10 protein-coding genes are annotated in these 14,113 nt (G+C 66.2%); 7 read left to right on the forward strand and 3 right to left on the reverse strand.

Annotated features, from left to right (window positions below; all coding sequences use genetic code 11):
• The first annotated feature begins 37 nt into the window (after nt 1-37).
• The 5 genes from AAHH99_RS13935 to AAHH99_RS13955 all read left to right on the forward strand — a co-directional run bounded on the left by AAHH99_RS13935 (nt 38) and on the right by AAHH99_RS13955 (nt 7,260).
• A complete protein-coding gene (locus AAHH99_RS13935; RefSeq protein WP_418769127.1) occupies nt 38-685 on the forward strand; it encodes a hypothetical protein in 648 nt (215 codons plus the stop codon).
• A gap of 29 nt (nt 686-714) precedes the next feature.
• On the forward strand, nt 715-2,715 hold the full coding sequence (locus AAHH99_RS13940) for an O-antigen ligase family protein (RefSeq protein WP_418769128.1): 2,001 nt from the start codon (nt 715-717) through the stop codon (nt 2,713-2,715).
• Between the two features lie 67 nt (nt 2,716-2,782).
• Nucleotides 2,783-3,736 carry a hypothetical protein gene (locus tag AAHH99_RS13945; RefSeq protein WP_418769129.1) on the forward strand — a complete coding sequence of 318 codons (954 nt, stop codon included), beginning with the start codon at nt 2,783-2,785 and terminating at the stop codon, nt 3,734-3,736.
• Between the two features lie 43 nt (nt 3,737-3,779).
• Nucleotides 3,780-4,922: a glycosyltransferase gene (locus AAHH99_RS13950; protein ID WP_418769130.1), complete on the forward strand. Its 1,143-nt coding sequence runs from the start codon at nt 3,780-3,782 to the stop codon at nt 4,920-4,922.
• Nucleotides 4,912-7,260: a glycosyltransferase gene (locus AAHH99_RS13955; RefSeq protein ID WP_418769131.1), complete on the forward strand. Its 2,349-nt coding sequence runs from the start codon at nt 4,912-4,914 to the stop codon at nt 7,258-7,260. Before AAHH99_RS13950 ends, AAHH99_RS13955 begins: the two co-directional genes overlap by 11 nt.
• A gap of 13 nt (nt 7,261-7,273) precedes the next feature.
• Here the strand turns inward: AAHH99_RS13955 and AAHH99_RS13960 are convergent, their stop codons facing one another.
• Complete coding sequence (locus tag AAHH99_RS13960) at nt 7,274-8,533, reverse strand: glycosyltransferase (RefSeq protein ID WP_418769132.1); 1,260 nt, start codon at nt 8,531-8,533, stop codon at nt 7,274-7,276.
• A 338-nt stretch (nt 8,534-8,871) separates the two neighbouring features.
• Between AAHH99_RS13960 and AAHH99_RS13965 the strand changes: the two genes are divergently transcribed.
• Both AAHH99_RS13965 and AAHH99_RS13970 read left to right on the forward strand, forming a co-directional pair.
• The gene (locus tag AAHH99_RS13965) at nt 8,872-10,008 is read left to right on the forward strand and encodes a glycosyltransferase family 4 protein (RefSeq protein WP_418769133.1); all 1,137 of its coding nucleotides are present in this window, start codon (nt 8,872-8,874) and stop codon (nt 10,006-10,008) included.
• The gene (locus AAHH99_RS13970; RefSeq protein WP_418769134.1) at nt 10,005-11,582 is read left to right on the forward strand and encodes a glycosyl hydrolase family 28-related protein; all 1,578 of its coding nucleotides are present in this window, start codon (nt 10,005-10,007) and stop codon (nt 11,580-11,582) included. The genes AAHH99_RS13965 and AAHH99_RS13970 overlap by 4 nt, the downstream gene beginning before the upstream one ends.
• Here AAHH99_RS13970 and AAHH99_RS13975 read toward each other — a convergent pair.
• Both AAHH99_RS13975 and AAHH99_RS13980 read right to left on the reverse strand, forming a co-directional pair.
• A complete protein-coding gene (locus AAHH99_RS13975; protein WP_418769135.1) occupies nt 11,543-12,886 on the reverse strand; it encodes a hypothetical protein in 1,344 nt (447 codons plus the stop codon). The genes AAHH99_RS13970 and AAHH99_RS13975 overlap by 40 nt on opposite strands.
• A 28-nt stretch (nt 12,887-12,914) precedes the next feature.
• Nucleotides 12,915-14,093 carry a hypothetical protein gene (locus tag AAHH99_RS13980; RefSeq protein WP_418769136.1) on the reverse strand — a complete coding sequence of 393 codons (1,179 nt, stop codon included), beginning with the start codon at nt 14,091-14,093 and terminating at the stop codon, nt 12,915-12,917.
• Nucleotides 14,094-14,113 lie beyond the last annotated feature (20 nt).

The following is a 14,113-nucleotide window of genomic DNA, read 5'->3' on the forward strand; positions in this document are numbered from 1 at the left end:
CAACACGCTTTCCGGGCGGCGGTGGTCAATCGTAGCCGTGTGCGCGGTCATCGGGATGCTGGCCGGTCTTCTGATTGCCTATGTGCTACTTGGGAATTCGAAGAGATATGCCGCGCAGGCCACACTCGCCATGCTGCCGGCCTCCTACATTCCCACCAGTGAGGCCGCACAGTACTGGGATGTGCTCAACCACGGGCAGGCGACGCGGTCCGCGGCGATCGTGTTCGGTCAGAGCAACTGGCTTCAGGCCGCGGCGGCCGCCGCCGACGTGCCGCCGTCAGAGCTGTCCATGTCCGCAGGCGCGGTCCGTGACACCACCCTGATCGAGGTCAGCGTCGAGGCCGATTCCCCTGAGGCCGCAGAGACCGCGCTCAGTTCCGTCCTCAGCGATGCGGGCGGGCCAGCGACCGCTGTCGCCGGTCCATTCCGCCTCGAGGTGGTCAGGCAACCCGCCGGCAGCGCGCAGGCCTTGGGGCCGGACAGCCTACAAACGTATGGCGCTGCGGGACTGGCAGGGCTGGCGTTGGGGGCGGGCGTAGGCCTGCTTGTCGGCCGACGGACGGGGAACGGGAATTCCGAATCCTCGGAGTACGCCCGTCATGCCGCCGGATCTCGCTACGCCGATACCGACCAAGAGAGCACCCTCCACACCGAGCCGATGTCATCCGAGCCGTCCTCACGGTGAGACCGTCCGTGCCCGACAGCGTCACCCCGGTGGCGGGACGAAGTGAGATCCTCGTCGGCGCAGCGGTGGGCGTGGCCGTCTTGGCGGCCGCCTCGTGGGTCATCGGGCTCGCACCAGTCCTTCTCGTCGTCGGCCTGCCCTGCGCGGTTGCTGCGGCCATCTACCTCGTGCGGCGACCGCAGTGGACCGTGGTGGCGATGGCCGTGTGCGAGGTGACGAATATCAGTGGCGTGATCGGCCCCTGGGGACCGATCTCGTTTTTCCGCATCTCGCTTCTGCTCGGGCTCGTCACCCTCGGGTTGACCCTCCGCGACCCGGTCGCCCGCGGCCGCCTGAACCGCTGGACGCTGGTGTTCATCGGCCTCGTGGGCGTCTTCTTGACGACCCGATTCCTCTCTTCCATCGGTGCCGCAGACATCGGCGGTGCGTTCGGCCTGTTGAAGAACGAGGTCGCCGATCTGGCGTTCGTCGTCATCGTCATGGTGTTGTTGCAGATGACCGAGCGTCAGTGGACGGTTGCCGCTGCGGTGGTGATCTCCTTCGCCGTGCTCAGTGTGCTGACCCTGTTGAACCAGGTCCTCTTCGGCGGAACCATGTCCTTCGGCGGGTTCGCCACCGTCACCCAAGCAAGCGGCGAGCTGGTGACCACCCTCCGCTACGGGGGGCCGCTTCCCGACTCGAACTTCTGGGGTCGTCACCTCATCATGGGACTGCCGTTGGCGGGCGCGCTCATCGTGCGTGCCCAACGTGCGGGTCTGCGACGGGCGGTGATGGGTTGGGCCGCAGCGATGCTCGCGATCCTGTTGGGGATCTACCTCACGCAATCGCGCGGAACCTTCATCGCTACCTTCGTCGCGCTCGCCGTGTGGACAGTTCTCAGCGGACCCTCTGCCCGGCGCGCAGCGGTGAAGGTGCTTCCCGTCGCAGTGCTTTTTCTGCTGATACCCGGCATCGGCAACCGACTGCTCGCCCTGTTGGCCGACGTATACGGGTCACAACCGAGCTATTCCATCGACCCATCCGTCGCGAGTCGCATGGCCGCCGGTGAGGTTGCGTGGGCCATGTTCAACGACCGTCCGATATTCGGCTTCGGCCCCGGCGGATTCCAGCTCATGGTGGAGCGCTATTCGGGACTCGTGCCGACCGCGGTGACGAATCCGCCGACTGCCGCAGCGCACGACTTGTACGCTCAGATGGCCAGTGAGGCCGGCATTGTCGGGCTGCTCGGGTGGGCGGTCCTGGTCGTCGGGGTCGTTCTGTGTATCGCCATTCGGGTGTCTCAGCTCGCGCTGCGGTCTGAAACCGTCGAACGTTCGCTGGCGGCTGCCGTGTTGGCGGCCCTTGTCGCCTGGTCGGTTGCGAGCATTTTCATCCACCTGTCGTATCTGCGGACCTTCGGCATTCTGCTGGCACTGGCCGGTGCGATGGCGGCGCAGACGGGAACCCAATGGCGCGAACCCCTACGCGAGTGCGGCCGGATCATCACCGCAGCCACCGCAGCGGTCCTGCTCGCGGTGGTGGTCGTCGCGACCTGCCTCACGGCATCGACCACCCGGACGCATACCGCCAGCCAGCGCCTGACGCTGTTGCTCGGCGCCGATGTCGAATACGGCAAGGCCTACGCCCTCGACGTCCGTAGCCGCGAGGTCGTGCTGCCGAGCTACGCCGCATTGATGGTGGCGGGCAGCCCGGAAACCTCGGCTGTCGCCGACACCGTGCGCGGCATCATCACGATCGGGGTGACCGCTCCCAGCCGTGAGGCCGCCGTCGCATCGCTGCGAATCGCGTTGGCGGACGCAGAAGCCAACCTCGAGAGGTTCGGTGCCGACTCGTTGTACGTCGTGGAGCCGGTGGGACCGATCGTCCAACGCGACAAAAACGAGCAATCATCGCTGGCGACCGCATTGGCGCTGGGGGCGGGGGCCATGGTCGGCTTGGGCGCGTTCGCGCTGCTCTATCGCCGTCTGCGCGACCGGGACCGTCGTCAGGCCCCGGTCGCGCCTCCACCGGTTGCACTGCCGACTCGCTGACCCGGATGACGCCCCGGCAGCCTGCGTATTCTGGGTATGAATTAGCAGTGCGGATGGGAGTGCCCCGATGCAGGCCATGGGTCGGCCCAGATCCGCGCTGCCGCTCATCGTCGGCGTGTGCCTGGTCCTCGTCCTGGCAGTGGGCGTCGTCACCGACTCACGCACTAGACCACCCAGGGAACCGTTCGACGACGACAGCCCATTTCGAACACCTGTCGCGGCCGACACCCCTGTCGATCCGAACAGCGCAGCGATGGTGGCGCGGATATCCAGGGACGGTGTGATGTATGCCAACCTCGTCGAATTCGCGATTCCCATCTACTCGGCGAACGATGACACCCCGCGCTTCCGCGTGTCATGCACGATCAAGGACTGGGGCCCATGCCCGTTCGACGGCCACCGCGTGCCGATTCCCGAGGACGCCGTTCCCTCACCCGGGTCCGACGGGGCGATGGTCGTGATCGACCACGACAGGCGTCTTGTCTACGAATTCTGGCGGGCACAACGTCACGGCGACCACTGGACAACGAGTTTCGGGGCGATCAACGACCTCGACGGCTCCGGGTGGGGCACCTACGAGAACGGTTTCAGCACGGCATCCGGCGCGTCCCGGCTCGGGGGTGTGATCCGCGTCGACGAGATGCGCCGCGGTGTCATCCCGCATGCGCTGGCGCTGCAGAGCGACAGCGTATGCGCCGAGGTCTTCCGGCCGCCGGCCGTGAAGACGGATGGCACCTACGAAGGGCCCGACTGCATTCCCGAGGGCGCTCGCCTTCGCCTCGCTCCCGACGTCGACATCGACGCATTCGGACTCGCGCCCGCAGCGCGGCTCATCGCGCAGGCGCTACAAACCTACGGCGCTTTCGTCGTCGACTACGGCGGCGCACCGCTGAGCGTCTCGTTCGAACGTGACCCCGCGGCCGGCCGCCATCACCCGGGCGAGACCTACGGGCAGCTCGGCATGCCGTGGGATTACAGCATGATCGAAGTTCCGTGGGAGCACCTGGAGGTCTTGGCCTGACACCCCGTTCGTTCACCCATCGATCAAGCCCTGGAGGTTGAGGATGTCGGAACCCCTGCGGGCTGACGGCACCACATCACGTCCGATACACGTGTTGATGGTGTTGGACTCCTTCAGTTTCGGAGGCGCAGAGAATCTCGTCGCCGAACTGGGGACACACGCCCCCGCCTCGATGAGGATCTCGGCCGCGAGCCTGGCTCCTCCCGTCGGCACCCGCACCGCGCTCTTCGGTCGCATCGCCGAGGCCGGGCTAGAGCCGACCTACCTTGGGGTGAAGAAGTTGGCCGACATCGGGGGCTTCATCCACTTGGTGCGCACCCTGCGGCGGACCTCGGCCGACGTCGTCCATGCGCACCTCGGATACTCGGCGATCCTCGTGCCACTCGCCGGCCTTCTGGCGCGCAGACCCGTCGTCGCCACCCTCCACCTCATCCCGCAGAAACACACCCAACGGCGAGAGTGGCTCAAGGAGCGGCTTTCGGTGCGGATCCCGGCCCGCCTGGGCCGGTTGATCCTGGTGTCGCAGTACGCATTCGATGAGTACGCCAGGCTGCACGGTCCGGCCCGGCACACTTGGCGGATGATCCCGAACGGCGTGGACACCGACCGCTTCAGCGCTGGTCGCTCCGGTGACCACACCGGTGCGCAGGTCTGGGCTTGCGTGGCGGCGCTGCGACCCGACAAAAACCACGCCGATCTGCTGAGGGCATGGGTAGAAGTGGTGTCCGCACATCCCGGCGCACGCCTGCTGATCGTCGGTGACGGCCCCGCCCGCCCCGACATCGAGCACGCGGTTTCCGAACTCGGCCTCCAGGATTCGGTAACGCTTCTGGGACGCCGCGAGGACGTCGCCGCCGTCCTGGCCACCGTTGACGGTGTGGTCTCGGCGTCGGTCGAGGAAGCGCTGCCCACCGCGCTACTGGAGGCCGCGGCCTGCGCACTGCCGGTCGTGGCCGCAGACGCCGGAGGCACCCGTGAAATCGTCATCGACGGTGTCACAGGCCGTCTCGTTCCCGTTCGTGATGTCCGCGCGCTCGCCGAGGCGTTGGTCAGCACCATCGGCGATCCGGTGCGCGCCGCTGAATACGGAAGAGCGGGAAGGGCCCTGATCGATCAGAAGTATTCACTGACCCGCTGGATCGAGAACCTGAACCGACTGTATGCAGAGGTGATCGGTGACGCCTGACCTCGCGGACACGACGATCACCGTCGCCCATGTCATCCACTCGCTCGGCGCCGGCGGCGCGGAAGCGGTTCTCGTTGAACTCGCGCGTGTGGCGCCGCCCGCCGGTCTGCGGATGGTCGTGATCGGATTATCGGACGTCCACACATCGGTGGGTGTCGACAACCGGGTCGTACCCCAGTTGCGGGCGCAGGGCGTGGCCGTCTTCGAACTGCACTCACCGCGGTACGACGCGTTCGCAGCGCTGCGTGTGGCACGGATCCTGCGTGCGGAGCGGGTCGACATCGTCCATACCCACCTCAAACATGCCGACGTGGTGGGCGGCCTTGCGGCGCGATTGGCCGGTGTGCCCGCGGTTTCCACCCTGCACGTCATCGACAAGGCCACCTCGCGCAGACACCGGCTGCGAGTCCGTGCGGCATTGAGCGCCCGCCGGCGGCTGGCACGGACCGTCATCGCGCTTTCGCAGGCTCAACGCCGCTGGTACACCGAGACCGCCGGCGAGCACGTACCGATCACCGTGTTGCCCAACGGCGTGAACGAACCCGAGATGACTTGGGACCGGGCGAGCGTTCGAGAAGAGCTGGGTGTGGCGCCCGATGGCTTGCTGGCGGTGTGCGTCAGCCTCCTTCGCCCGGAGAAGGGCCACTCCGATCTCCTCGAAGCCATGCGCACGGTGCCCGGCGAGCCGCCGCTGACAGTGGCGCTGGCGGGTGACGGCCCGCTACTCGATCAGATTACCGCGACCGTTGACTCAGACCCGTCGCTTCGCGAGCGGGTCCGCATACTCGGGTTCCGTTCTGACATCGGTGATTTGATCGCAGCCTGTGACTTCGTCGTGCACCCGTCCCGGGAAGACGCCTTGCCCACCGCGCTCATCTCGGCGCTGGCCGCGGCGCGACCGATCGTCGCGACCACCGCGGGGGGAATCACCGACATCGTCGCACCCGACTGCGGGGTGCTCGTGGAACCCGGCGCACCGGCGGCTCTGGGCGCGGCGATCACCGATATGGCGAGGATCGTCGAAGAAGGCGGACCCCGGCTGCAGCGCATCGAGAATGCGGCCCGGCAGCGTTACCAGGCCATCTTCAGCGCAACGACGTGGGCGTCGAGGTTGCAGGACCTGTACCGACAGGTCATCGCGGGGGGCGACGACGCCGCGCTCCGTCGGCGCATCGCGCTGGTGCAGTTCCAGCCTTCTGGTGGGCTGTTCCATTTCGCCCTACAGCTCGGCGAAGGCCTCGCGCGCGCCGGCGAGGACGTCGACGTCATCACCGGTCCTACACCGGAATTCGCATCGCGGGTGCCCGGCTGCCGTGTCCGCAGCATCCTGCCCACGTGGCATCCGAACGCCGGAGAGAACGCACCGGAATGGTGGCGCCGGGCGCGGCGTGGAGTGCGGGGCGTTCAGCACACGGCGGCCTGGGTCGTACTGCTCGGCTATCTACTTGCCAGGCGACCCGATGTGATCGTGTGGTCGTACTGGCAGTTCCCGCTCGACGGCGTTGGCGTACAGCTCATCCGTCGTCTAGTTCCCCGAGCCGTCCTGGCACTGGTCTCGCACGAGCCACGGCCGCTGGTGCGGCGCCGGGAACACGAGGGGATGTACCACACCGCATCGGTGACCAAAAGTGCGCTCACCCAGGCGTACGCGGACCTGGACGTGGCGTTCGTGCTTGGTGAGACCGCTCGCCAGACGTTACTGAAGACCTGGCCGGTCAGCGCGCCGGTGCACATCATCCCGCACGGCGACGAAGGACTTCTCGCCGCTTCGGTCCCTCCTGCCGACGCCACCGAGCCGGTGGCGCTGGCGTTCGGGATCATCACGCGCTACAAGGGAACCGATACACTGTGCGACGCTTGGCCGTTGGTGTTGAAGGTGTTGCCCGAGGCAGAGCTCGTCATCGCCGGCGCCGCCGACACCGACATCGATAGACACGAGCTGCGCATGCGGGTGTCACGCCTCGAGCGGGTCCGACTGGACCTCGGCTATGTCCCCACCCCCGAGGTCGCGTCCTATTTCGCCGCGGCCCGCTGTGTCGTGTTGCCCTACAAGCGCAGCAGTCAGTCCGGTGTCGCACATCTGGCGCACACCTTCGCCCGGCCGGTGGTGGCATCGCGCGTCGGTGACATCCCGACCGCGGTGGACGACGGCGTCTCAGGCCTGCTGGTACCGCCGGAGGATCCCGAGGCGCTGGCCGATGCTCTGATCCGACTGCTCTCCGATCCTGCAGAAGCCCGTCGGATGGGAGACGCAGGAGCGCAAGCGCTTTCGACGCGCGCATCCTGGGACGAAGTTGCCGCCCGGTTCCTGCAGGCGCTGCCAGATCGGCGACGGTGACGCTTCGTCGACGTCAGCCCAGACCGAACACCATGTCGTATTGAGCGAAGACCGCCTTGCGGGAGTAGGTGCTGTCGAAGTGCTGCCGTGCCGCAGCGGACAGGTCGGCGTTGTACGGGGTATCCGTTGCCGCAAGCATGAGCTGTGCGAAGTCCTGAGCTGATTCACCCACCAGGACACCGCAGTCGGCTCCCGACGCCACACCCTCGGCGCCGATCGACGTCGAGACCACCGGTATCCCCGCTCCGAGTGCCTCGATGATCTTCAGCTTGACGCCCGAACCGAATCGAAGTGGATTGACCAGCGCAGCGCTGCGCGAAAGGATGCTCGTCAGGTCCGGCACATAGCCTTCGAGGGTCACGCTGTCCGGATACCGTGCCGCCAGCGCAGTCAGATTCGGGAAGGGGTCGCGGCCGATGACCGTCAACTTGGCGTCGGGCCGCTGCTCGAGCACAAGGGGCCATATCGCGGTGAGGAAGTGCCTGAGGCCGTCGTCGTTGTGCGTCAGCGAGAGTTGCCCCAGGAAGACGAATTCCGGGGCACCCCGGTAGTTCCGCACCGGCGACGGGCGCTCGCTCAGCAGCGGTGGTATTCCATGGATGCGGGTGTCGTCGACGCCCGCGCGTGTGCGGAGCAGCGCCGCCTCCTGCTCGTTGATCAACAACGTGGTGTCGAAGCGGCGCGCGACCCTGTCCTCGCTCCGTCGCACGAGCCGCTGCTCTAGGCGAAGCAGCGCGCGCTGGCTGGGCTGCCATGAGGCGCTCGGGCGCAAGGCCCTGGGGACGTGAACGGCGAAGTTACCGATGGCGTGAAGCTCGATATCCGGAAACTGCTGGGCGGCGTCGAGCATTCTGCGGTATCGCTCGGAGAACAGGTCGTCGAGGTAGCAGACCGCACGGCCGTTCGTATCGGGCGCATGTTGCGCCATCCGCACCGTGTCGTAGATCTCGAGGTCCGGTTTGATGTCGTGCAGAGTGCGGTGGATCGCCGCGCGTAGGTCGGGGGTGTTCAGCAGCGCTTCCTGCATACTGCACCGCCCGGTCAGTGTTCGGGTGAACAGGCTGACCGCCGCCTCGCGGCCCCGCGGTTTCTCCACGCCCCGAAGCGTCACCGGAAAGCGGTCGCAATCGCCGCCGCCCACCATCACGTAGTACATGTGGTGTGCGCCGATCCGTTCGGCCAGGTAGTCCACGAATCCGGCGAGAACGACCTTCTTGCCGGCATCAGTTGGGTACGGATCCACCGCGCTGATCAGTGCGACCGACTTCGCCACCGTCTACTCCGATGCTCTCGATAGTGCCCGGCGCGGGTCGCGACTTTGCCAAACCCACAATCTTCTGCAGAATAGCGGAAAACAGCCAGCTAGTGCGTCGTCTGTGCGACTCACGGAGAATTTGCCATACCAGCGTTGTCGCGTCCAGTTGCCTCGCACCTCGAGCGGGAAGTCACGCGTTGCTCAGCACGCTTGCCGAAAGACGGCACCTATCATCGCCATGTGTCGGCATGTGCACGCTGTAGTGCCCCTGTGGAGCGACCGCTTCCGGGCGCGAGAACGCGGATGTGCGGTGCGCACCCTCCACGGCCGGCTCCAGCGGCGACGGCGCCATACCGGTGAGTGGTGGCAGCGGCAGTGTCGACCTCCTGTTCGACGCACGACACGTCGAGCAGAGCGGCATCGGGACCTATATCGGCAAGCAGATACCCCTGCTGCAGGAACACTGCGCGACCAAGGGCCTGTCCCTGGCCATCCTGGCCGGCTCAGATGACGTCCCCGGCCTGGCACCGACCACCACGCTCGTCAGGTCGCAACCAGCCGATGCGCCGATGTACTCGGTGCAGGAGCAGAGGGCGTGGGACGATGCGTTCGCTCGGGTACGCCCTCGAGCGGTGTGGGTTCCGCACTATCCGTTGCCCCTGAGCCTGCTGCGCCCGAAGAACAGAGGCATCGCCTTGTTCATGACCGTGCACGACGCCATTCACGTCCTCCCGGCCGCCGTCAGCGGACAGAACTGGGTTCGTCGGACCTACGCCCGAACGATGCTGGGTATCGACGCTCGTCGGTGCACCCAGATCTTCGCGGTGTCGCAAGCGACCGCCGACACGCTGCATGAGCTGTTCGCGAGGGCACCGCTGACAGTGGCTCCGCAACCGGTCGATCCGCGTTGGTTGACCGGCGCCGACACGACCCTCTCGCCGGTGGCCGCCCCCTATCTCGCGTATGTGGGAAATACGCAGCGGCACAAGAATCTTCCTCTACTGTTGGAGGCGTACCGACAGGTCGCGGAGGAGATTCCCCAGCGCTTGGTGATCGCGGGCGGCGGTGCGTTGGTCCGATCGTTGGATGACCGAATCCGCCCCCTGGTCGACGATCTCGGTGACCGTGTCGACATGGTCGGCCGCGTCAGCTTCGAGGCCCTGCGCGCATTGGTCGCGCGCGCGGACCTGTTGGTGATGCCCTCGCTGATGGAAGGTGCCGGTCTGCCGCCGCTTGAAGCGATGGCGTCACACACCGCAGTGCTGTCCTCCGACGTCCCGGCGCTGCGAGAGACCTGTGGTTCGGGCGCCGAGTTCTTCGATCCGCACGATGCGGCCGAATTGGCGCGGCTCATTCGCCACTACGCGCTCGATGCAGATGCGAGATCCGTGTTAGCGCAACGAGGTTGGTCTCATGTCACCGACCGGCAATCGCGGCTCTCATTCACAGTGGCCGTCGAGGCGATCTGCGCATACCTGGTTGAGCGGCGGTGAAACACACCCGCAGAGACTTCTGCCTTTCAGTGTTCGCGGCGGCGCTGCTGGCCGGGTGTCACGGCACCACCTCGGGAGGCACCGTGAACGTCCGCGACCACGGGGCCATGGGTGACGGCGTCAGCGACGACTCGGCAGCCATCCGTGCGGCCGTCGATGCTCTCGAGTCCGGCGACACCTTGTTGTTCCCACGCGGCAGCTATCGGTTCGCCGAACGCAACCCGGACGGCGGTGCGGCGATCCTCCTCTCCGACAAGTCTGATCTCGCCATCGATTTCGAGCGAGGCGCCGAGTTGGTGATGGACAACGTCGATCCCGGCACCCGCACAGGAACCAGCCACTGCATTCTGATCCGCGGACCCGCCTCACGCATCGCTCTTCGAGGCGTGCGTATCAGGTGGGCCGCCGCGTCACAGCGGTCCATGGGTGACGGAATCCGGGTGATCGGATCTCCGCAGATTTCCGGCGGTCCGATCGCGGGCTGGGAAGGCCCGCAGCGCCCTGTCCGGGACATCACTCTCACCGACTGCGCGGTCCGGGCAAGCCCGCAGACCGGCGTCATCATGATCGGTGTCTCCGATATCCGCATCGCCGGGCTGCAATCGTCGGATACCCGCGCCGACGGGCTGCACTTCAATGCGTGCCGCAAAGCGACGATCGCCGACTACACGGCTGTCAACACCGGCGATGACGGGTTGGCGCTCGTGACGTACCAGTCCGCCGCCGCCGCATACGACGCGGAGGCCGAGACCTTCGCCTTCCCAGAACTGACCGACTGGTCGAACGCCGAGTTCGGGATCTCCGGGATCACTGTCGACGGCGGCCGGGCCAATGGGATCCGGATCGCGGGAGCGAACGGCGTCACCATGACCGAGTTCGAGGCGCGCGGACTACGCTCTGGGGCAGGGGTGATGGTGGACTCTGCGGCCGCAGGCAACGACGTGGACTGGCACTACGTCGCCTCACGCAAGGTGATGCTCGACCGGATCGATGTCGACGGATGTGAATTCGGTATGCACGTGCTTGCACGACCCCCGCTTGAACCCGACGCACGGTTCACCGACTTCGACGTCGCGCTGGGTACCGCCACCTTCCGCAACTGTTCGAACTGGTCGCTTCGGGTGGAGTCCGACGCGCGTACACCGGTGACCGGTGTGTCGGTCGACAGGTGTCTGGTCGAAGCGCGGTCGACTGCTGGCGGTAACGGCGGTGTCGGACTCGCCAACGCGAACAGCGTCGAACTGGGCGAGGTCGTCATCGACCACCGGACTGCCGTCCCGATGCTGACGATCGCCGACACAGGTCGAGTGCAGATCCGGCAGGCGCGTTTGACCATCGCGAACACCGAGAACACCGAGAACACCGGAGCATCGCCGTGCGTCGGCTTGATCGGTAGCGATGGCCGGATAGACGAGCTGGTGATCCGATGGGAGCGCTCGCCGGCCTCCTGGATTCCCATCCGTGTCACCGGCCGCGGCGGCGAGTGTGCCGCCAACGCCGCGATCGGTGGCGTCACGGTGGGCACCCTCGAACTTCAAACGGCGTCGATCACCCGCCGCGTCACCACCTGCTGACGCACGCGCCCTGGCTGGCGCGCCCGTCGTCTGGCGAATTCGAGCGCCAGAACCGCCGAACCGGCCGTCGACAGGATGAGGAAGATGACGATCCCGTTGTTGAGCATCTGTGTGCGCCATACCTCGGCGAACGAGTACGCCATCACGCCCGCCGACCCGGCGATGACGCCGCTGAACCGCATCAGCCAACCGAACAGGTATCCGGCCAGGCCGTAGAGACCCAACGTGTAGAAGTTTCCCCAAACGCCGTAACTCGCATAGGTATCCGCGAAGACGGAGTTTGTGATGAAACTCTCCGAGAACGACGCGTTGTGTCCGTAGAAGATCTCGCCGCGGCCTTCGTCTTTGCTCGTCTTGTCGAACTGGAGAAACGTCGGACGCACCGCGTCGGTCGCTTCTACAAGACCGACCTCGTTTTTCCAGACTCCTCTGGTCAGAGCGTCTGCGACACCGAGCGACACCTGCGCGGGTACGGCGAGATAGGCGCCCATCTGATACATGTTCATCGCTATCGGGTGGTTGACGCCCAAATCCCGGTAATAGTTGGCGTTTCGCGAATAGTTCAAGACGGTGAGAAGGCCGAAGAGCATCACGACGATCGCGGCGACGACCAATGGCCCGCGTGTTCTGCGCTTGTCACGGCCGCGAGAAACGTTGCCCGCCCTGAGCCAGAGGGCAAGGTAGACGAAGACCGCCATCATGAGCCCGAGCCGCGATGTGATCATGGCGTTGAGGAACAGCAGGAGTCCGGCGATGACGACGTAGGGCCAGCCGAGCGCCTTCTGGCGGAAAAGATGTAAAGCGATGGGAGCGGCGAGAATAGTGGCATATCGCAGCGTCTGCGGCCCCGCGAAGCCGGGAAGCGCATTGCTGAAATCGTTGGCAGTCTGGTTGGCCAGCGATGTGACGATGGAGTAGGTGCTGCCGATCTTGTAGTAGGCGTACACGACCCCGAGAGCGGCCATGGCGAGGATCACGAAGAAGTAGGCACGCTCGAATGGCTTCGTGCTGGTTTGGGCGATCAGCCGGGGCGACACCCGTCGCCGCGACGCCAGCTCCCAGCCGATCAGTGACGCCGAAGTGATTGCGCCATACCACAACACGAGCAGCGCCACGCTATGTAGTCCGGCAGGTTCTGGATGGTCGAACCCCGCCAGCTTCTCCCACGAGGCAGCAGGCGCGTGCGTCGCTGCGCGCTGATAGTTGAGGGCCAGCCAAGCGGCGAACGACATGACTACCGGCAGCAGAATCAAGAAGGGCGGGCTGAACCACCACTTCTGACCCGCCTCGCCGGTCTCGCGCATGTTTGGCTGCGTACTCTTCATCGTGACGTCATTTCGCCGACCGTTTCAACCGGCGCGCCAGCGCCGCGCCGGGGACGAGTGCTGCACTCCTGAGGGTGACGTCGTACTCGTCGGCTCGCTTCTTGGCGACGAGGTGGTAGACGACCGCCGTAACGAGCTCTGCCACCACGAATCCGATGAACAGAGCCATGACGGTATCCCAGAGCAGGAGGAAGCCGATGCCGAACGCCAGATAGGCCACGGTCGTGAAACCGCGGATCCAGAAGACCAGCTTCGTGGCTCCCGCCTTCCGCAGCGCCGCGAAGGGCACGGTCGAGACGAGCATGACGACCTTCCACAGGCAGGCGACGAGGAGGACCACAGCTCCGACACCGCTCCACGCCGAACCGAAGATCAGTTCGCCTAAACCGCCGAGGGCCCCAACGAGTACGGCAATCAATCCAGCGGAGAAGATGAGGACGAAGGTCGCCAGTTCCCCCTTGTGCCCGTGGGCGAGCAGCCGGTACCGGCCGTAGGCCAGGATCGGCTCCAAGGCGCCGGCCACCGTGGAGATCACCCGGAACGTGACAGATGCGGCGGGCCCCAGGATGATCAACACCAGATAGGTCAGCGTTGGCTGAACCACGCCGAGAACGGCCGTCTCCGCCGTCACCCACGACGCCCGCCGGAGATCGGGCGGCATTCCGGATACCCCGATCGCGGTCCGCGGCCACCACCGGACCAGGATTGCGGCCACCGCCCCCAGAGCGAGAACCTGGACGCAGTGAGGGTTTTGACGAGCGGCCAGGAAGAGGGCCGCCAGGCTGGTCGTCAACAGGACAACGGCACCCACTGCCTCCGACTGCCAACGGCCACACACCACACCGATGGAGCGGGCCATCAGCAGTCCGGTCATGACGCCCACGGAACCCGCGATCAGAATCCACGGCGGCGCAACGAGCGGCCCGGCAGACAACAGCCCTCCGGCTGCCACCGCCAGTACGCCAACCCATCTCGGCAGCGACAGATTCTGGTCGGCGCCCGGGGTGGCCAGCCGCCCCTCCACGACGAACGCGTTGAACAGCTGGGCGACGTAGACACCGACGGTCAGCGACACCGCCAGGAAACCCTGGTCTTCCACCGGAGCGATTCGCGCGTACACCGCGATGAACATCGCCGGGAAGGCGTTCAGCGCCAGGCCGGCCACGACCTGTACCAGAGCCTGCATCCGGGAACGACTAGCCAAGG

Source organism: Mycobacterium neumannii, from assembly GCF_048452905.1.
Taxonomy (GTDB): domain Bacteria; phylum Actinomycetota; class Actinomycetes; order Mycobacteriales; family Mycobacteriaceae; genus Mycobacterium; species Mycobacterium neumannii_B.

What these genes read in the sequence shown, in the direction of transcription:
- AAHH99_RS13980 (WP_418769136.1), bottom strand. Translation starts at nt 14,093, where the DNA reads ATGCAGGCTCTGGTACAGGTCGTGGCCGGCCTGGCGCTGAACGCCTTC.
- AAHH99_RS13945 (WP_418769129.1), top strand. Translation starts at nt 2,783, where the DNA reads ATGCAGGCCATGGGTCGGCCCAGATCCGCGCTGCCGCTCATCGTCGGC.
- AAHH99_RS13975 (WP_418769135.1), bottom strand. Translation starts at nt 12,886, where the DNA reads ATGCGCGAGACCGGCGAGGCGGGTCAGAAGTGGTGGTTCAGCCCGCCC.
- AAHH99_RS13950 (WP_418769130.1), top strand. Translation starts at nt 3,780, where the DNA reads ATGTCGGAACCCCTGCGGGCTGACGGCACCACATCACGTCCGATACAC.